The organism is Micromonospora sp. NPDC047812, assembly GCF_040704175.1.
Taxonomy (GTDB): Bacteria; Actinomycetota; Actinomycetes; order Mycobacteriales; family Micromonosporaceae; genus Micromonospora.
On the sequence record NZ_JBEYRY010000002.1, the window covers coordinates 297,515 to 316,504 of the forward strand.

An 18,990-nucleotide genomic window follows, 5' to 3' on the forward strand; every position below is an offset into this window, starting at 1 on the left:
GGAACCGGGCACCCGGGGGACGGGGAGAGACCGGCGACCGGGCGGCACCACGAGGGTCTGCGGCCACGTTCCGCGGAGGTGTCGTCCGGCCGCCGGTCCACCGCAGGTCAGTCGACCCAGAGCGCCACCCGATGGTCCTCGTCGGTGACGTAGAAGCTCTGCCCACCCCACTCGGCCACTCCCTCCACGTGGTGGAACGGCGCCAGGTCGGCCACCAGCTCGCCGGGGACCAGGTGCCCGTCGCCGGGCGGGGGAAACCGGACGTGCCGGGAGGTGACGTCGCCGCCGGTGGGGTGGTCGTCGAGCAGCACCGAGCCCTTGCCCAGCGCGTCGATCGACCCGATGATCGCCGCGTAGCCGCCGTCGTCCGTGGGCGTGATCGCCCGGAAGCCGGCCAGCGCGCCGGGCGGGGTCACCCCGGTCAGGACGTACGCCCCCGACGCCTGCGGCCAACTCGGCTCGGGCTCGAACATGCCCGGCACTCCCGTCAGCTCGACCAGGATCGGCTCGCCGTCGGCGGTGACCGGGAACCGCAGTCCGAGCAGGACGCCACCGGCCGGCGTGAAGGCCGCCGCCTCGACGTTGAGCGGCAGGTCGTCGGCGACGAGCCGGCTGACCCAGCCCTTCGACCGGGCGGTGCCCCGGGCGACGGTCTCCCCGATGAACCGGGCCCGCACCCGCTCGCCCGGCGGCAGCGGGGTGAACGCCGCCTTCAGCAGGGCGTCGTTGACCGCCCGGTGCAGCCGGAACCGGTTGCGCACCACCTGCACCGGCAGGCGGCCCGCCGCCGCGTCGTCCTCGCGGAACCGGGCCACGAAGGCGCGTCGCGGGCGCAGCGGCCCCGCCTTCGAACCGAAGTGGGAGCCGAAGACGTACACCCAGCCGTCGTGGTGGGCGAGCGCCTCGCCGTCCTCCGTGCGGCCGTTCTCCGCCCCGGCGTCGGCGGCCACGTGGTGGGCGACCCAGCGGCCGTCGTCCAGCTCGAGCAGCAGGGCCAGGCAGTGCTCCACCGGCCCCTCGTCCAGCACCGTCCAGAAGCCTCGCCGGGCACCGTGCGCCCGCAGCAGCGGCACGGAACGCACCGGCAGCAGGTCGCTGGCCTCGTTGCCGGCCACGACGAACTCCAACAGTCGCAGGGTCACCGGGCCAGGGTACGAAGCGTCGGCTCGTACAGTGTCGACATGGCCGACTCCCCCACCGCCGCCTCCCGGACGCCGTCGGACGTCGAGGTGTACGCGGCCCTGCACGCCGACGCCGTCGCGACGCTGAGCCGGTGGGAGCCGACCGCACCGGCCGCCGCCGAGGCCCGCGACCGCACGGTGGCGCTGCTGGCCGCCGGGCCGGTGGCGATGAGCCGGGCGCACCGGCCCGGGCACGTCACGGCGAGCGCGCTGGTGCTCGACGCCACCGGGTCACGGGTGCTGCTCTGCCTGCACGGCAAGTTCCGGCGGTGGGTGCAGCTCGGCGGGCACTGCGAGCCGGCCGACCGGACCCTCGCCGCTGCCGCTCTGCGCGAGGCCGGCGAGGAGTCCGGCATCGCCGGCCTGCAGATCGACCCCGTCCCGATCGACGTCGACATCCACCCGGTGAGCTGCCAGGGCGGCTCGCTGCACCACGACGTACGCTTCGCCGTGCTCGCCCCGCCCGGCGCGGTGGAGCGGGTCAGCGAGGAGTCCGAGGCGCTGGGCTGGTTCCCGCCGGACCGGCTGCCGGAGCCGCTGGCCGGCGGGACGGCGCACCTGGTCGGCCCGGCCCTGGCGACGCTCAGACGAGCCCCTCTTCGCCCCGTTCCTTGAGCTCGTCGACGACCTTCTTGACGTCCTGCGCCCGGTCCCGGGGGCAGACCAGCAGCGCGTCCGGGGTGTCGACGATGACCAGGTCGTGCGCGCCGACGGCGGCCACCAGCCGCCCGGAGTAGGGCACCACCACCAGTCCGGAACTGTCGCGCAGCAGCACCCCCGGCTTGGCGTCGGCGCCGAGCACCACGTTGCCGTCCGCGTCGGCGGGCAGCACCTCGCCCAGGGTGTGGAAGTCGCCGACGTCGTTCCAGCCGAAGTCGCCCGGCACGGTCGCCACCCGGCCGGCGGTCGCCGCGCCCTCCATCACCGCGTAGTCGACGGAGATCTTCGGCAGCGTCGGCCAGACCGTGCCGAGCACGTCGTCCTGCTCCTCGGTGCCCCACGCCTCGGCGATCGCGACGATCCCGGCGTGCAGGGCGGGCTGCTGGCGGGCCAGCTCGGTGAGGAAGACGTCGACCCGCCAGACGAACATGCTGGCGTTCCAGAGGTGCCGCCCGGAACGCAGGTACGCCTCGGCCACCTCGGCGCTCGGCTTCTCCTTGAACTCCGCCACCGGCCGCAGCGGGCCCCCGTCGACGGGGTCACCGGTCTGGAGGTAGCCGTAGCCGGTCTCGGCCCGGGTCGGGGTGATGCCGACCGTCATCAGCAGGCCCTGCTCAGCGCCGCGTACCGCCTCCCGGACGACCTCCCGCCAGCGCTCCGGGTCACCGATCAGGTGGTCCGCGGCGAAGGAGCCCATCACCGCCTCCGGGTCGCGCCGCGCGATGACCGCGGCGGCCAGGGCGATCGCCGCGCACGAGTCCCGGGGCGACGGCTCGACCAGGATGTTCTCCTCCGGCAGCCCGGCGAGCTGGCGCGCGACCGCCGCCACGTGCGCGGTCCCGGTGACCACCAGGGTGCGTTCGGCAGTGGTCAGCGGGCCCAGCCGGTCCACCGTCGCCTGGAGCAGCGAGGCGGCCGAGCCGGTCAGCGGGTGGAGGAACTTGGGGTGGCCGGCGCGGGACAGCGGCCACAACCTCGTGCCACTGCCACCCGCCGGGATGACGGCGTAGATCACCCGCACATCATGCCCGATTCGCCTGACCGGGGACGCATTCTCGCGCCCGTCGGCCGCGGCGGTCAGGACCGGGCCCGGCTCCAGGCGGCGATGTGCACCTCGGCGCTGGACTCCCAGGTGAACTCCTTGGCCCGGTCGAAACCGGCCTTGGCCAGGGACAACCGCCGCTGCTCGTCGTCCAGCAGCGCCGCCAGGTCCGTGGCGATCTGGTCGGGCGACTCGCTGGTGTACGCGACCGCGTCGCCGCCCACCTCCGGCAGCGACAGCCGGGGCGTGGTGAGCACCGGGGCGGCGCACGCCATCGCCTCCAGGATCGGCAGGCCGAAACCCTCCCCGTAGGACGGGTAGGCGGCCACCAGGGCCCCACCGAGGAAGCCGGGCAGGTCCGCGTAGCGGAGGTAGCCGGGACGGAGCAGCCGCAGGTGCGACGGGACCTCCGCCACCGCGCGGTCGATGTCGTCGTCGTGCCCCTGGCCGCCGGCGATCACCAGGGCCGGCGGATCCACCCGGTCGGCCACCGCGCGGGCCCAGCCGCGGATCAGGTTCGGCACGTTCTTGCGCGGCTCCTTGGCCCCGAGGAAGGCCACGTAGTTGGTGCCGCCGAGCCCCAGCCGGGCCCGGACCCGGGCCTTCTCCTCGTCGCTGGGCGCGTGGAAGGCCGCGTGGTCGACGCCGTGGTAGGCCACGTCGATCCGGGTGGGGTCGGCGTCGAGCAGCCGGATCAGCTCGTCGCGGGTGGCCTTGCTCGGCACGATCACCCGGTTGGCGCGGCGCAGCGACGTCTTGATCGCGCTGCGGAAGAAGGTGCGCCGCGACTTGTCGTAGTGCTCCGGCTCGGTGAAGAACGTCGCGTCGTGCACGGTCACCGTGACGGGGCAGCCGGCGCGCAGCGGGCAGGTGTAGAAGGGCGAGTGCAGCACCTGCGCGCCCACCTGCTGGGCGAGCAGCGGCAGGCCGGTCTGCTCCCAGGCGAGCCGGGCGGGGCGGTGCGCGACGGCCGCCGGGGCCGGGATGATCTCCGCACCGGGCAGCATCCGGCTGTAGCGCTCCAGGTCGGTGCGGAGGCAGACGACGGCCAGCTCCACCCCCGACCCGCACACCTTGCCGAGGGCGCCGAGCAGGCCGTCGACGTATCGACCGACACCACCACGGTCGACGGGGACACTCGTGGCGTCGATGAGCACGCGGGGCGGGCGACCGGCGGTCACGGGGCGACTCCTTGAACTGACGGGCCTGTGGGGAACAACACTCCGGCAAGCCTACGCCGGAGCCCGGCGCGGACGCTGACTGCGACCCGACCGTACGCCGACTTGTCGTTGTCATCGAGTGCGGCGACCGGGGGCGTATCGTTCGCGCCGATGGCCGACAACATTGCCCGGGTCCTCGCCGACGCGATCGCGACCGACCCGACCCGACCGCTGCTGACCTGGTACGACGACGCCACGGGCGAACGGACCGAGCTATCCGGCGCCACGCTGGCGAACTGGGTGGCCAAGACGGCCAACCTGCTCGTCGACGAGGTGGCCGTGGGCCCCGGCGACGTCGCCGGGGTGCTGCTGCCCCCGCACTGGCAGACCGCCGCGGTGCTGCTCGGCTGCTGGTCGGCCGGGCTGACCGTCGCCGACACGCCGGGGGACGTGGACGTGCTCTTCGCCGCCGCCACGCGGGTGGCCGAGGCGGACGCCTGGTCGGCGGGCGAGCGCTACGTCCTCGCCCTCGACCCCTTCGCCCTGCCGATGCGCCAGGTGCCGCCCGGCTTCGCCGACTACGTGTCGGAGGTACGCGCGCACGGCGACCACTTCAGCCCGTACGCGAAGGGTGGCCCGGTCGAGGCGGAGCTGCTGGTCCGCGCGACCGCCCGCGCGGCGGAGTGGGGCCTCGGCCGCGGCGACCGGGTCCTGATCGACACGGGGACGTACCCGGACCCGGTCGACTGGCTGCTCGCCCCGCTGACGGCCAACGCCACCACGGTCCTCTGCGCCAACGCCGACCCCTCCACCCTCCCCACCCGCGCCACCACGGAACGGGTGACCCACCCCCTCCCCTGACCACCCACCCCTGCCCTCGCGCGCGCCGCCCTCGCGCGTCGATCATGCAGTTGTGGTGCCCCACGAAAGGGGCAATCCGGCGCATTCCCCCCACCAGAACTCCATGATCGACACGTGGGGGCGGGCGGGGGCGGGGTCGGGGCGCGGGTGGGTTACGGGCGGGGGGTGCGGTGTCGGGCGAGGGTGGCGAAGGCCGTGAGGGACTCCGGGTTGGCCAGGGCGCCCCTGGCCGCCGCCGAGTCCACCGGGGTGCCCGTGAGGATCTTCTTCACCGGCACCTCCAGCTTCTTCGCCGACAGGGTGCGCGGCACGGCCCGCACCTGGTGGATCTCGTCCGGGACGTGCCGGGGCGACAGGGCGGTACGCAGCTCGCGGCAGATCTTCTTCCGCATCGCGTCGTCCAACTCCAGCCCTTCGGCGAGCACCACGAACAGCAGCAGCTCGCCGGCGCCGCCCTCGTCGTCCTCCAGGTGCACGACCACCGAGTCGACGACCTCGTCGAGCCCCTCGACCACCGAGTAGAACTCGGCGGTGCCGAGCCGCACGCCGCCCCGGTTGAGGGTGGCGTCGGAACGGCCCGTGATCACGCAGCCGCCCCGCTCGTTGATGGTGATCCAGTCGCCGTGCCGCCAGACGCCCGGGTAGAGGTCGAAGTACGCCTCCCGGTAGCGGGTGCCGTCCGCGTCGTTCCAGAAGCCGACCGGCATGCTCGGCATCGGCTCGGTGATCACCAGCTCGCCCAGCTCGCCGACGACCGGGGTGCCGTCGGCCGAACGGGCCTCCACCTTGGCGCCGAGCGCCCGGCAGGTGATCTCACCGGCGTGCACCGCCAGCAGCGGCACGCCGCCGACGAATCCGGTGCAGACGTCCGTGCCGCCGGAGAGCGACTGGAGCTGGAGGTCGTCGCCGACCGTCTCGTACACCCAGGTGAAGCCCTCGGCGGGCAGCGGCGCGCCGGTCGAGCCGACCCCGCGCAGCGCGGAGAGGTCGGCGGTCTCCTTCGGCACCAGCCCGGCCTTGCGGCAGGCCAGCAGGAACGGTGCGGACGTGCCGAAGTACGTGGTGCCGGTCTCCCCGGCCAGCCGCCACAGGGCGCCCAGGTCGGGGTGGCCCGGGTTGCCGTCGAAGAGCACGATCGCCGCGCCCACCGCCGGCCCGGAGACCAGGAAGTTCCACATCATCCAGCCGGTGGTGGTGAACCAGAAGAACCGGTCCGCCGGGCCCAGGTCGTGGTGCAGGGCGAGCATCTTCAGGTGCTCCAGCAGGATGCCGCCGTGGCCGTGCACGATCGGCTTCGGCAGCCCCGTGGTGCCGGAGGAGTAGAGCACGTAGAGCGGGTGGTCGAAGGCGACCGGGGTGAAGGTCAGCGGCTCGTCGGTGTCGGCGGCCAGCTCCGACCAGGCCAGCGCGCCCTCGGGCGGCGGTCCGGCCGGGTCGAGGTAGGCGATGCTGACGGTGTGCTCCACCGACGGCAGGGCGGCCCGGATCGCGGCCACCTCGCCGCGCCGGTCGACCGGCTTCTCGCCGTAGCGGTAGCCGTCCACGGCGACGAGGACCTTCGGCTCGATCTGCTGCCACCGGTCGGTGACGCTGCGGGTGCCGAACTCCGGGGCGCAGGAGGAGAAGATCGCGCCCAGGCTGCTGGTGGCGAGCAGCAACACGTACGTCTCGGGGATGTTGGGCGCGTAGGCGGCGACCCGGTCGCCGGCGGTGACGCCGAGCCGGCGCAGCCCGGCGGCCACCCGGCGGACCTGCTCGCGCAGCTCGGCGGCGGTGAGGGTGACCGGCGCCCGGGTCTGGCCGTGCGCGATGACCACCGGGTCGTCGTCGGCCCGGCCCGGCATCCGCAGCACGTTCTCCGCGTAGTTGAGGGTGGCGCCGGGGAACCACCTGGTCCCGGGCATCCCCCGGCCGCTCAGCGTGGCGGTCGGCGGGGTGTGCGCGATCACCTCGAAGTGGTCCCAGACCGACCGCCAGAACGCGTCCAGGTCCGTGACCGACCAGCGCCACAGCTCGTCGTAGTCGGCGAAGTCCAGCCCCCGGTGCTCACGCAGCCAGCGCAGGTAGCTTCCGATCCGGGACCGCTCGCGTACGTCCGCCGGCGGCGTCCACAGCACGTCACCCACTGCTCCACCCTCCCCTGGCCCCGCACGACACTGTGAAATGGGCCGTGGCGCCATCTTGCCCTACCTCAGAGCGCCATTCTCCGCACCCGACCTCCGTCGGCGCACGTGCGGAACCCACATGCCCCACCATGCCCCTGTGTGGGCCGGGCGGGGAAGTGCCCCCGTCCTGACGCCCGAGGCCCGCGCGGCGACCCTGACGCGCCCGCCGGAGCGGGGCCTGGCAGCACCGGGACGCGACGTGTCCGCTGGCGCGGGGCCCGACGTGTCCACCGGCGCGAGGCCGCTGGCGTGTCAGCCGGCGCGGTGGGCCTGGATGGCGCGTCGCCGGGCCAGCCGGTGCGCGCGGCGGATCTCCGCCTCCCGGAACCGGCGCTCGTCCTCCGGGCTCTCCGGCAGCACCGGCCGGACCGCCCGCGGCGCGCCCCCGAGGTCGACGCCCACGAAGACCAGGTACGCCGTGGCCACCCGCACCGGCTCGTCCTCGGCCGAGTCCCACCGCTCGGCCACCACCCGGACCCCGACCTCCATCGAGGTCTGCCCCGTCCAGTTCACCTGGGCGTGCGCGTGCAGCAGGTCCCCGACCCGGACCGCCTCGGTGAAGACGATCTCGTCGATGGCCGCGGTGACCGCCGTGCCGCCGCTGTGCCGCGCCGCAGCGGCCCCCGCCACGTCGTCGATGAACTTCATCAGCACCCCGCCGTGCACGGTGCCGTAGAGGTTGACGTCGACCGCGGTCATGATCCGGCTCAGGGTGACCCGGGAGTAGGAGGTCGGCTTGCCGGCCGGCGCGGTGGAGGGGTGCTCGGTCATGTCGGAAACGGTACGGTGCGCGGATGCGACATCTCTGGAGCTTCCTCGCGGGGTTGGTGGTGGCGCCCGTCACGTGGGTGCTGGTCACCCTCGGGCAGGACGGGTCGGCGGGCACCGTCGGCCGTTGGGTCGAGATCGGCACGTCGAACTCGGCCAATCTCATCGAGCCTGCCGTCTACCTCGCCGTCGGCGGGGTGCTGCTCGGCCTGCTCGGCACGCTGCGTACGTCACCGCTCGGCCCGCTCGTGGCCGGGCTGCTGCTCGCCGCCCCGTACGTGGGGATGTTCGTCGCGCCCTTCGAGGTGCGGGACCGCATCCCGGACGGCTGGAAGGTCTTCGGCGACCCCCTGCCCCTGCACCTGCCGGTGGAGAACGGCACGCTCTTCCTCATCGGCATGCTGCTGGTCGTGGCCACCTTCAGCGGGCAGCGCTGGCGGCGGTGGCCCCGACCGGTGGTCGAGCCGACGCCGACGCCCGCCGAGGGGCCGGAGCGCAACGACTTCACGCTGACCGACTGGCCGCCGGCCGAGCCGGCCGACCGGGACACCGCCCCGCCGAGCCTCGGCTACCCGGACGAGACGCCGACGGAGCCGCTGCCGCGCCGCACCGGCGGGGGTTCGCCCTGGTCGGCGCCGCCGCGCGCCGGCAACCGCCCGGAAGACGAGACGACGACCGAGATCCGGTGACGCGCCGGCCCCACGCGCGCCGGCCGGCGGGCGGCGGCGGGAGCGGGATCCGGTGAGGACACGGGCGGGCCGGACGACCGGCCCGCCCGCCGACCCGCTCAGCCCTTCAGGAGCTGACGGGCCATCACGATGCGCTGCACCTGGTTGGTGCCCTCGTAGATCTGCGTGATCTTGGCGTCCCGCATCATCCGCTCGACCGGGTAGTCGCGGGTGTAGCCGTAGCCGCCGAGCAGCTGCACGGCGTCGGTGGTGATCTCCATGGCCGCGTCCGAGGCGAAGCACTTGGCCGCCGCGCCGAAGTAGGTCAGGTCGGCGTCGCCCCGCTCGGACTTGCCGGCCGCGGCGTACGTCAACTGCCGGGCCGCCTCCAGCTTCATGCCCATGTCGGCGAGCATGAACTGGACGCCCTGGAACTCGGCGACCGCCTTGCCGAACTGCTTGCGCTCCTGGACGTACCCCTTGGCGTAGTCGAGCGCGCCCTGGGCGATGCCGACGGCCTGCGCGGCGATGGTGACCCGGGTGTGGTCCAGGGTCTTCATCGCGGTGCCGAAGCCGGTGCCCTCGGCGCCGATCATGCGGTCCGCGGGGATCCGGACGTTGTCCAGGTAGACCTCGCGGGTCGGCGAGCCCTTGACGCCGAGCTTCTTCTCGGGGGCGCCGAAGCTGACCCCGGCGTCGGACTTCTCGACCACGAAGGCGGAGATGCCCCGGGAGCGGGCCGACGGGTCGGTCACCGCGAAGACGGTGTAGAACTCCGACACCCCGGCGTTGGTGATCCAACGCTTCACGCCGTTGAGCACCCAGTGATCGCCGTCACGCACCGCGCGGGTGGTCATCGACGCCGCGTCGCTGCCGGCCTCCGGCTCGGAGAGGCAGTACGAGAACATCGCCTCGCCCGCCGCCACCGGCGTCAGGTAGCGCCGCTTGAGCTCCTCGGAGCCGGCCAGCAGCAGCGGCATGGTGCCGAGCTTGTTGACCGCCGGGATCAGCGAGGACGAGGCGCAGGCCCGCGCCACCTCCTCGATCACGATGGCCGTGGCCAGCGCGTCCGCGCCCGCGCCGCCGTACTCGACGGGGACGTGCGGGGCGTGGAAGTCGGCGGCCCGCAGCGCGTCGTAGGACGCCTTCGGGAACTCGCCGGTCTCGTCCGCCTCGGCGGCGTGCGGCGCCACCTTGGCCGCACAGACCTCACGGACCGCCTCCCGGATCGCCTCGTGCTCCTCGGGCAACCGGTAGACGTCGAACGACTGCTCTGCGGCCATGTCGGCCCCTCCCCTTCACCGCTATCATGCGCAGTCTGTAGCGTCTCCTGACCGCCGACGGCGCAGACTGAAGGATAGCGACAGAGTTCAGGTCATGTTACCGCCGCGTAGCCTTGGACGTGGCGGAGCGCCGACGCCGCCCGGCGACGATGGAACAGGCAGACGTTAGAGTCCCTCCGGTGCCCGCCCAGGCGCCGCAGCAGAACGCGACGCGACGATGCGACGCCAGCGCGAGCGGAGAAGACAGGCGTGACGATCCCGTACCCGAACACCCAGCCGATGCCCGCCATCGCCGCGGTGACGCCCCCCTCCGGCGCGCAGCGGCCGCGGGTGACCTTCCTGGGCACCGGCTATCTCGGTGCGACCTACGCCATCTGCTACGCGGAGCTGGGCTACGAGGTCCTCGGCTTCGACGTCGACGTCGACAAGATCGCCATGCTCAACGCCGGCGAGGTGCCGATCCACGAGCCCGGCCTCGACGAGCTGCTCAAGCGCAACCTGGCGGCCGGGCGGCTGCGGTTCAGCACGGACATCGCCGAGGTCGCCGAGTTCGGTGACGTGCACTTCATCTGCGTCGGCACGCCGCAGCGCGCCGACGGGATGGGCGCCGACCTGTCGTACGTCGAGGCGTCGGTCACCAGCCTGGCCCAGCACCTGACCCGCAAGGCGCTGATCGTCGGCAAGTCGACCGTGCCGGTCGGCACCGCCGAGTGGGTGGAACAGCTGGTCAGCAAGCACACCCCCGCCGACCTGGGCGTCGAGGTGGCGTGGAGCCCGGAGTTCCTCCAGGAGGGCTTCGCCGTCGACGACGTGCTGCGGCCCAACCGGATCGTCGTCGGCGTCAAGAGCGAGTGGGCCAACGGCATGCTCTACGCCGCCCACAAGGGCGTCTTCGACCTGGCCGCCACGGAGGACCGCGAGGTGCCCCTGGTGGTCACCGACTTCGCCACCGCCGAGCTGGTCAAGGTCGCCGCGAACGCCTTCCTCGCCACCAAGATCTCCTTCATCAACGCGATGGCCGAGGTCTGCGAGGCCTCCGGCGGCGACGTCACCCACCTCGCCCGGGCCATCGGCTTCGACCCGCGCATCGGCAACCGGTTCCTCCAGGCCGGGCTCGGCTTCGGCGGCGCCTGCCTGCCCAAGGACATCCGCGCGTTCCAGGCCCGCGCCCAGGAGCTGGGCGCCGGGGAGGCGCTGCGCTTCCTGCACGAGGTCGACCTGATCAACCTGCGCCGTCGGACCCGGGTGGTCCAGCTCGCCGCCGAGCTGCTCGGCCGCCGCTCCGGGCCCGCCGGACCTGACCTCTCCGGCACGCGCGTGGCCGTGCTCGGCGCGACCTTCAAGCCCAACACCGACGACGTACGCGACGCGCCGGCGCTCTCCGTCGCCTCGCTGCTGCGCAAGGCCGGCGCCGACGTGCACGTCTACGACCCGCAGGGCATGGAGCGGGCGCGCGCCGTGGCGCCCGAGCTGGTCTACGAGCCCGGCATCAACGAGGCCGTGACCGGGGCGGACCTGGTCTGCGTACTCACCGAGTGGGCCGACTTCCGCAACGCCGACCCGGTGGCCCTCGGCGAGCTGGCCGCCGGCCGCAAGGTGGTCGACGGCCGCAACTGCCTCGATTCGGCACTGTGGACGCAGGCCGGCTGGGAGTACCGCGGCATGGGCCGCCCCTGACGATCGACGACCGACGGCCGGTCGCGGAGCACGCTCCGCGACCGGCCGTTCGCCGTCCGCGTGGACGATCTTTGCCCCGGACCCGCCGACAACTGTCGAAATCCGCGCCCACATTGGGCATGCTGCCAAGGTGGGAGTCCACAGTGCGGGTGGAGGGGTGTCGTGGCGACCTTTCAGTGCTCCTCGTGCGGCCGGGAGATCAAACCGGCCGTCAGCTGCCCGCACTGCGGTGCGCACCAGCCACAGTGGGTCGAGCACCTGGCGGAGATCGAGCGGTCCATCGCGGAGATGAAGGCCCGCGAGGCCGCCATCGCCAGCGAGCAGCGGCAGATCGCCGCCAAGATGCAGGCCGCGCTCTTCCAGCGGGACATCCTCGCCCACGCGGGTGAGGAACGTCTCAAGCAGGCCACCCGCCCCCGTCGGGTGCTACGCCGCCGGCCGGGCCGCCGGCCACCCACGGCCGCCACCGGCGCCCCGCCCCGGGTCCCCCGGCAGGGCACCCCGGCCGGCCCGGAGGACCCGCCCCCGCCCCCGCCGTCGACCGCCACCTGGCTCGACGCCGACGACCCGGAGCACCCCCCGGAGGCGTCCTCCCGCGAGGTGCAGAACATCCCCCTCGGGCTCGGCGCGCTGCTGCTCGGGGTCGCCGCCGTGGTCTTCGCCGCGGTGGCGACCAGCTCGATGGACGCGCTGGCCCGGCTGGGCATCCTGCTGCTCGCGACCGTGCTGATGCTGCTCGCCCCGCCGGTGCTGGCCCGGCGCGGGCTGACCTCGACCGCCGAGACCATCTCCGCGGTCGGCCTGCTCCTGGTGCCACTCGCCGGCTACGCGCTGTGGGCGGTGGACCGGATCGGCAACGGCGGCGCCTCGGGCGCGATCTTCGCCGGCATCATCTTCGCCGTGACCGCCGGCGTCTCCTTCGGCTACGCGGGCTGGACGGGGCTGCGCGCGCCCCGGTTCGCCACGGTGCTGGCCGCCCAGCCGGTGCTGCCGCTGCTGGCGTCCGACCGGATCACCGGCCCGGGCGGCTGGGCGCTCGTGCTGACCGCGGTGGCCCTGCTCGACCTCTGGCTGGCGCGGTCGACGGTCACCGTGGAGCGGCCGGTCCGCCGGGACCTGCCCGGGCCCTCGGCGAGCCCCGCCGGGTCCCCGGCCGCGCCCCGGCAGCGCCGCGCCGACGGCCGCCCGGAGGGGGCGCCCGAGGAGGCCGGCGAGGTGCTCGACGGCGGGCTACCGGTGCAGGACCGGGTGCCCGCCGCCCGCCCGGTGCCGTGGCTGCGCGAGCTGACCTGGGCGCTGCACGGGGTGGCGGTCGCCGTCGCCCTCGCGTACGCCGTCTCCGCCCTGCTCCGCGCGGGCGCCGTGCCGGCCGCGACCGGGGCCGGCACGGTGCTGCTGCTGGCCGCCGCGGTCGGGCTGGCCGGGACGCTGGTGCTGCGCCGGCCGCCGTTGCCCGACCTCGGCGCCGGGATCTTCACCCTCGCCGTGATCGGCGCGCTGAGCCGGATCGCCTCGGTGGCGTTCCCGGGGCGGGCGCTGCTGCTGATCGCGGCGGTCATCACGCTGACCGGGCTGGCCGTCCGGGCGGTGCCGGAGGCGGCCCGACGCGGGCCGCAGCTCGCCTCGGCGGTGGCGCTCACGGTCAGCGGGGTGGTGGTCGCCGGGGGTGCCCTGCGCGCCGGGGTCGCCCCCGTCCGGGCCGCGCTGCCGGCCTGGGCGGCCGACCTGGACCGCTACCCGGCCGAGCTGGCGGCGGCCGTGGGACCGGCCGCCTGGCAGCTCGCCGCGAGCGCCTTCCTGCTGACCGTCGCCGCGGTGCTGGCCCTGCCGCCAGAGATCCGCCGGGAGTTCGCGGTGGTCGGCGCAGCGCTGACCGCGCTCGCCGTACCGGCGTCGTTCGGTCTCGGATGGGCGGTGGCGCCCTGGCCGATGGTGCTGACGGCGGTCGGCATCGGCGTGGTCGGGCTCTCCGCCCGCACCGAACGCGCGGCGCTGGCGCACGCGGCGACCGCCGCCGGCGTCGGCCTGTTCGGCGCGGGCGCGGGACTGGCCCGGCCGGCGTTGACCACCGCGGTCCTGCTCACCCTGTTCGCCGCCGGGGTCCTGGTCGCCGTGGCGCCCCGGATGCGGCTCGCCCCGGCGGCGGCCGACACCGTCTCGGCCTGGGCCGCCGGGGGCGCGGCGTTCGCGCTGCCGGGCGCGGTGGCCGCCTTCGTCGCCGCGACCGTGCCGGCCGACCCGACGCCCACCCCGGCGAGCCTGCGCGAGGTCACCGTCCCGGTGCTCGCGGCCAGCTTCCTGGCCGTCTGCGTCACCCTCGGACACGCCGCCGTCGTGCAGGTCTCCCAGCGCCGCATCCCGACGCCGCTGGCGGTGGGTACCGCCCTCGGCGCGGTCACGGTTACCGCCGCCGCGTTCGGGGCCCCGGGCGCCACCGCCGCCGACGCGTGGGTCGGCGGCCTGCTGCTCGTCGCCGCCGCGATGGTGGTGTTCGCCGGTCCCATCGACGCCGGTCGGCGCTCCGACCTCACGCTGGACGGCTCCGACCTGGCCGCCGCGGCGGTGACCGCCGCCCTGATCGCCACCCTGGCCCGGATCGCGGCCGTCCTCGCCCCCGGCGGGCAGCTCGCCGTCGCCGCCGCGCTGGTGCTGGTGGTTGCCGTGGCCGCCCGGGCCATGCCGGAGGAGTGGCGACGCGGGCCGATCGTCGGCCTCGCCGTCGGCGGCGTGCTGATCGGGCTGCTGGCCGGCTGGAGCGCGCTGCGGGGCGGGCTGGGGGTGCTCGCCACCCCGGGGCCGATCTGGGCCGGCGACCTGACCGGCTGGCCGGCCGGGCCCACCGGTGGGTCGACGTGGCAGGCCCCGGTCGCGCTGGCCCTGCTCGGCGTCGCCGCCGCCGTCCTGCTGCCGCCACCGTGGAAGTACGACGTGTCGGGCGCGGCGGCCGTGCTCGCCACGATCGGCGCGCCGGCTGCGTTCGACCTGCCGTGGTGGTCACCCGTCCTGGTCGGCGGCATGGTCGCCACCGTCTTCGGGGCTGCCGCCGTGGCCGCGGTCGACCCCCGCGCCGGCCTGTCCCGGGCGGTCGTGGCCGGTGCCGTCGCCCTGCACGCCGCCGGGGCGGGTCTGGTCCGGCCGTGGACCACCGCGCTCGCGCTGGGCAGCATCGCGCTGATCGGCATCGTGGTGGCGGCGCTGGCCCGGTCGCTGGCCGTGCCGCTGGTTGACGACATCGAGACCGAGGGGATGCCGCCGCACCTCGCCCAGATCGGGGGCGCCGCGGCCGGCGCCGCCCTGCTGGCGTTCCCCGGTGCCGTCGCGGCGCTGGCGGCCGAGTTCGGGCGTGCGCCGGAGGTGGTGCTCACCGCCGCGTTGGCCGCGTCGAGCCTGGGTCTGGCGGCGGTGGCCGCCGTCCGGCGACGGATCCCGCAGTACCTGCCCTGGGCGAGCGCGGCGGTGGTCGGCGGCGCCACGGTGAGCGCCCTGGCCGCCGTCCCCGCCGGCATGCCCGTCGGCGTCTACGCCGCCGCGGCGGCCCTGCTCGGGGTGCTCGCGGAGCTGATCCGGGGCGCGACCGAACCGCCGGTCGGCGCGGCCCAGCCGGTCCGGCGCTGGTCGGTGCTGCTCGACGGCGCGCTGCGCCGGCTGCCGGACGACGGCACGCAGCGTCGCTGGCGGGTCAGCCCCGCCGCCGGTGCGCTCGCCGCCGCCGCGCTGCCCACCACCCTGGCGCTGGTGTCGATCGCGCCGTCCCTGGTCGTCGCCCTGGTCGATCCGCACCGCAGCCTTGGCCGGGTCTGGCAGGGGCCACCGCCGGAACTGCTCGCCCCGCCGCCCGACGCGGTCGACGCCACCCACGTGCTGACCGCGCTACTGCTCACCGCGACCGCCGCGCTCGCCGCCACCGGCTTCAGCGGCGGGCGACGTTCCCGGGCCGTGCCGGTGGTGCTGCCCGGCGCCGCCGTCACCCTGCTGATCACCCCGGTGTCGCTCGGCAACGGCTGGCCGGCGAGCACCCTGGCGGCGCTGGCCGTGTTCACCATCTCGATGCTGGGCCTGGCGCTCACCCCGCCCCCGCCGCTGGCCGAGCGGGCCCGCTCGCTGCGGCTGGCCCGGGTGCTCGTCTTCGCCATCGGCCTGGCCGCCGGGAGCGCTGGCCTGATCGGCGGCCTGTCGACGCGGGAGCTGACCCTGTTCACCCTGGGCGGCGCGGTCGGCGTCGGCGCGGTGGCCGCGATCTTCGGCACCACCCAGCGGGCGCGCATCCTCGGCTGGCTGTTCGCCTCGCTGACGGCGCAGCTCTTCGTGCTCACCGCCGGCCTGGTGGCCGGCCTCGCGGCCGTCTGGTCCGCGTTCGGCGTACTGGCGGTCGGCGCGGCCCTGCAGGTGTTCGCCGCGACCCTGCCCCGGCTGCGTCGCCCCGAGGCCCAGCGGGAGGCGGCCACCGTCGAGTGGAGCGGGTACGCCGCCGCCCTGATCGCCCTGGCGTTGGCCTTCGACTCGCCCCGGCACATCGCGGCGCTGCTGGCCGCCTGGGGTGCGGTACTGGGCGTGGCGGCGACCCGACCGGGCCGCCGCCCGGTGGAGCGGCGCATCCTGTTCTGGGCGGTGGTGGTCTGCGAGATCGCCGCCTGGTGGATCCTGATGCGGGTCGCCGACGTGGCGCTGCCGGAGGCCTACACGCTGCCCTTCGCGGCGCTCGCCCTGCTCGTGGGGGTGCTGGAGCTGCGGCACCGGCCCGACCTGAGCAGCTGGGTCGCGTACGGGCCCGCGCTGGTCGCCGCGTTCGTGCCGACCCTGGCGATCGTGCTGGCCACCGACTCCAGCACGCTGCGCCAGGTGCTGCTGCTGCTCGGCGCCGTGGCCGTCCTCGTCTTCGGCTCGATGAGCCAGCAGCAGGCGCCGGTGATCGTCGGCGCCGGCGTGACGGCGATCGCGGCGGTGCACGCCCTGTTCAGCCTGGGGCCGTGGCTGGCCCTGATCCCCGTCGGCATCCTGCTGCTGGCGCTCGGCGCGAGCAACGAGCGCCGCCGCCGCGCCCAGGAACGCCTCCAGACGGCCCTACGCGGCATGCGATGAGATCGACGGGCCCGTCCCCGGCTACCGGCGCGGGCGGGCCCGCTGAGCCCCGCTGCAACCGGCGGGTCAGGCGCTCCGGTGTGGGCGGGGCGTCCGCCGCTCCGGTGTGGGCGGCAGGTCCGCCGTTTCGGCGCTGCGCGGCAGCTTTCCCACCGCCGCTCGGCTCTGCGCGGCAGCTCACCCATCGCCGCTCGCCGCTGCGCGGCAGGCTGCCCCTGACCCCGGCCTGCGCGCCCTAAGACCGGCGTCCGGCACCCCCGGCGATCGCTGACCGTCGGGTCGCCGGCCTTCCGGAGAACACGCAGTGTGACTTCTCGGCTCGACCGGGCACTTGCTCCGCCTCCCCTTTGCTCTGCAGCCATCGACGCAACAGTTACCGAGGATAGCTCATGCTTGAAGCTTCAATCACTGCGGCGCTGAAGAAATGCCAGCTCAGGGCACTGGTGCGTAGGTGGCTGCAGAGCAAAGGGGCGGAAGGGATACGCCCGTCCCGAGCCATCACCGTTACCCTGAGCAACGCACCCATCCGTCACGGACAGCGACCACCTCACATGCGCCGACGGCACGGACCATCTCGGCCCCACCGCCGACCGGCGCCAGGTCGGCGTCCGTCCCTCAGGGTCCGGCGCCGAGGATCTCAGGCGAGGGAGGCGCGCAGGGCCGCGTCCTTCTCGGCGACCAGCTGCTCCAGGTCGGCCTGGTAGGCCGACATGCGGTCGAGCAGGGCGCGGTCGGCGGCGGCCAGGATGCGGACGGCGAGCAGCCCGGCGTTGCGCGCGTTGCCGATCGACACGGTGGCCACCGGCACGCCGGCCGGCATCTGCACGATGGAGAGCAGCGAGTCCATCCCGTCGAGGTGCTTCAACGGCACCGGGACACCGATCACGGGCAGCGGGGTGACCGAGGCGACCATCCCGGGCAGGGCGGCGGCGCCACCCGCCCCGGCGATGATGACCTTCAGGCCCCGGTCGGCCGCGGCGCGCCCGTAGTCGATCATCTTGATCGGGGTACGGTGCGCCGAGACGACCTCGACCTCGTACGGCACCTCGAACTCGTCCAGCACCTCGGCGGCGGCCTTCATCGTCGGCCAGTCCGAGTCGCTGCCCATGATCAACCCAACGGTACTCAAGCCGGTCCGCCTCTCGTTCGCGACTGCGGGGCTCGCAAGCTCACTCCTCGCGCTCACCCGTCCGCCTCTCGTTCGCGACTGCCGGGCTCGCAAGCTCACTCCTCGCGCTCACTGGTGCCCCTCGCGCAGCCAGCGGGCCGCGCGCGCGGCCCGCGTCCGTACGTCGTCCAGGTCGTCACCGAGCACCGTGACGTGCCCGATCTTGCGGCCTGGCCGCACCTGCTTGCCGTAGAGGTGCACCTTCGCGCCCGGCTCGGCCGCGAAGAGGTGGTGCAGCCGCTCGTCGATGGAGATCCCGCCCGGCTCGCCACCGAGCACGTTCGCCATCACCACCACGGGAGCGGTCAACGAGGTGTCGCCCATCGGGTAGTCGAGCACCGCCCGCAGGTGCTGCTCGAACTGCGACGTGCGGGCGCCCTCGATGGTCCAGTGCCCCGAGTTATGCGGCCGCATGGCCAGCTCGTTCACCACGATCCGGCTGCCCCCGGGCGCGGCCCGGTCGGCGACCTCGAACAGCTCCACGGCGAGCAGGCCGACCACGCCGAGCGCGGTGGCCAGGTCGATGGCGAGCTGCTGGGCGGCGACCGCCAGCTCCTCCGGCAGCCCCGGCGCCGGGGCGAGCACCTCGACGCAGATGCCGTCGCGCTGCACCGTCTCCACCACCGGGTACGCGGCGACCTGTCCGAACGGCGAGCGCGCCACCTGCACCGCGAGTTCCCGGCGCAGCGGCACCCGCTCCTCGACGATCAGCCGGGTGCCGCCGGCCAGCAGGGTCGTGGCCAGCTCCTCGGCCTGCGCCGCGTCGTCGACCAGCCAGACGCCCCGGCCGTCGTAGCCGCCACGGGCCGCCTTGAGCACCACCGGCCAGCCGACCTCGTCGCCGAACGCCACCAGGTCGGCGGGCTCGGCGACGGGCCGCCACGCCGGGTTCGGTGCGCCCAGCTCGCCGAGCCGCTCCCGCATGGCCCGCTTGTCCTGGGCGTGCAGCAGCGCGTCGGCCGGCGGGAAGAGCTTCACGCCCTCGGCGGCCAGCGTGCGGATGTGCTCGGTGGGGACGTGCTCGTGGTCGAAGGTGACCACGTCGCAGGCCTTGGCGAAGGTGCGCAGCGCGGCGAGGTCGGTGTGGTCGCCGTACTGGACGTCGGCGGCGACCAGCGCGGCGCCGTCGTCTGGGGCCAGCGCGAGCACGCGCAGCGACTGGCCGAGGGCGATCGCGGACTGGTGGGTCATCCGGGCCAGCTGGCCGCCGCCCACCATGCCGACAACAGGCAGACCGGTACGGGAATCCATAGCGGCGCCAGCCTATCGGGACGCCCC

The 18,990-nt window shown here is 74.8% G+C and carries 13 protein-coding genes; 5 read left to right on the forward strand and 8 right to left on the reverse strand.

Annotation, left to right across the window (positions count from 1 at the left end; all coding sequences use genetic code 11):
- Positions 1-107 precede the first annotated feature (107 nt).
- On the reverse strand, positions 108-1,142 hold the full coding sequence (locus tag AB0883_RS09055; RefSeq protein WP_366640731.1) for a hypothetical protein: 1,035 nt from the start codon (positions 1,140-1,142) through the stop codon (positions 108-110).
- A gap of 39 nt (positions 1,143-1,181) precedes the next feature.
- Here AB0883_RS09055 and AB0883_RS09060 point away from each other — a divergent pair, with 39 nt between their 5' ends.
- Positions 1,182-1,796 carry an NUDIX domain-containing protein gene (locus AB0883_RS09060; protein ID WP_366640732.1) on the forward strand — a complete coding sequence of 205 codons (615 nt, stop codon included), beginning with the start codon at positions 1,182-1,184 and terminating at the stop codon, positions 1,794-1,796.
- On the opposite strand, the gene AB0883_RS09065 is transcribed toward AB0883_RS09060, so the two are convergent.
- On the reverse strand, positions 1,765-2,856 hold the full coding sequence (locus tag AB0883_RS09065; RefSeq protein WP_366640733.1) for a sugar phosphate nucleotidyltransferase: 1,092 nt from the start codon (positions 2,854-2,856) through the stop codon (positions 1,765-1,767). The genes AB0883_RS09060 and AB0883_RS09065 overlap by 32 nt on opposite strands.
- A 62-nt stretch (positions 2,857-2,918) precedes the next feature.
- The gene (locus tag AB0883_RS09070; RefSeq protein ID WP_366640734.1) at positions 2,919-4,064 is read right to left on the reverse strand and encodes a glycosyltransferase family 1 protein; all 1,146 of its coding nucleotides are present in this window, start codon (positions 4,062-4,064) and stop codon (positions 2,919-2,921) included.
- 150 nt (positions 4,065-4,214) lie between these two features.
- Between AB0883_RS09070 and AB0883_RS09075 the strand changes: the two genes are divergently transcribed.
- Positions 4,215-4,904 carry a TIGR03089 family protein gene (locus tag AB0883_RS09075; protein ID WP_366640735.1) on the forward strand — a complete coding sequence of 230 codons (690 nt, stop codon included), beginning with the start codon at positions 4,215-4,217 and terminating at the stop codon, positions 4,902-4,904.
- Between the two features lie 152 nt (positions 4,905-5,056).
- On the opposite strand, the gene AB0883_RS09080 is transcribed toward AB0883_RS09075, so the two are convergent.
- Together AB0883_RS09080 and AB0883_RS09085 are read right to left on the reverse strand one after the other, a co-directional pair.
- On the reverse strand, positions 5,057-7,030 hold the full coding sequence (locus AB0883_RS09080; protein WP_366640736.1) for an acetoacetate--CoA ligase: 1,974 nt from the start codon (positions 7,028-7,030) through the stop codon (positions 5,057-5,059).
- Between the two features lie 291 nt (positions 7,031-7,321).
- Positions 7,322-7,840, reverse strand: coding sequence for an acyl-CoA thioesterase (locus tag AB0883_RS09085; RefSeq protein ID WP_121396503.1), 519 nt, complete (start codon positions 7,838-7,840; stop codon positions 7,322-7,324).
- Between the two features lie 23 nt (positions 7,841-7,863).
- Between AB0883_RS09085 and AB0883_RS09090 the strand changes: the two genes are divergently transcribed.
- Positions 7,864-8,526 (forward strand): hypothetical protein, encoded by a 663-nt coding sequence (locus AB0883_RS09090; protein WP_366640737.1) that lies wholly within the window; start codon positions 7,864-7,866, stop codon positions 8,524-8,526.
- A gap of 98 nt (positions 8,527-8,624) precedes the next feature.
- Here the strand turns inward: AB0883_RS09090 and AB0883_RS09095 are convergent, their stop codons facing one another.
- Entirely contained in the window at positions 8,625-9,788 is a 1,164-nt protein-coding gene (locus tag AB0883_RS09095) for an acyl-CoA dehydrogenase family protein (protein ID WP_366640738.1), read from the reverse strand.
- Between the two features lie 249 nt (positions 9,789-10,037).
- Here AB0883_RS09095 and AB0883_RS09100 point away from each other — a divergent pair, with 249 nt between their 5' ends.
- Positions 10,038-11,465 (forward strand): UDP-glucose/GDP-mannose dehydrogenase family protein, encoded by a 1,428-nt coding sequence (locus AB0883_RS09100; RefSeq protein ID WP_366640739.1) that lies wholly within the window; start codon positions 10,038-10,040, stop codon positions 11,463-11,465.
- Positions 11,466-11,627: 162 nt separating this feature from the next.
- Positions 11,628-16,544, forward strand: a complete 4,917-nt coding sequence (locus tag AB0883_RS09105; protein ID WP_366640740.1) for a permease — start codon at positions 11,628-11,630, stop codon at positions 16,542-16,544.
- 637 nt (positions 16,545-17,181) lie between these two features.
- Here the strand turns inward: AB0883_RS09105 and purE are convergent.
- Both purE and AB0883_RS09115 read right to left on the reverse strand, forming a co-directional pair.
- Entirely contained in the window at positions 17,182-17,673 is a 492-nt protein-coding gene (gene purE, locus AB0883_RS09110) for a 5-(carboxyamino)imidazole ribonucleotide mutase (protein WP_132233504.1), read from the reverse strand.
- A gap of 108 nt (positions 17,674-17,781) precedes the next feature.
- On the reverse strand, positions 17,782-18,963 hold the full coding sequence (locus tag AB0883_RS09115) for a 5-(carboxyamino)imidazole ribonucleotide synthase (RefSeq protein WP_366640741.1): 1,182 nt from the start codon (positions 18,961-18,963) through the stop codon (positions 17,782-17,784).
- Positions 18,964-18,990: the final 27 nt, after the last annotated feature.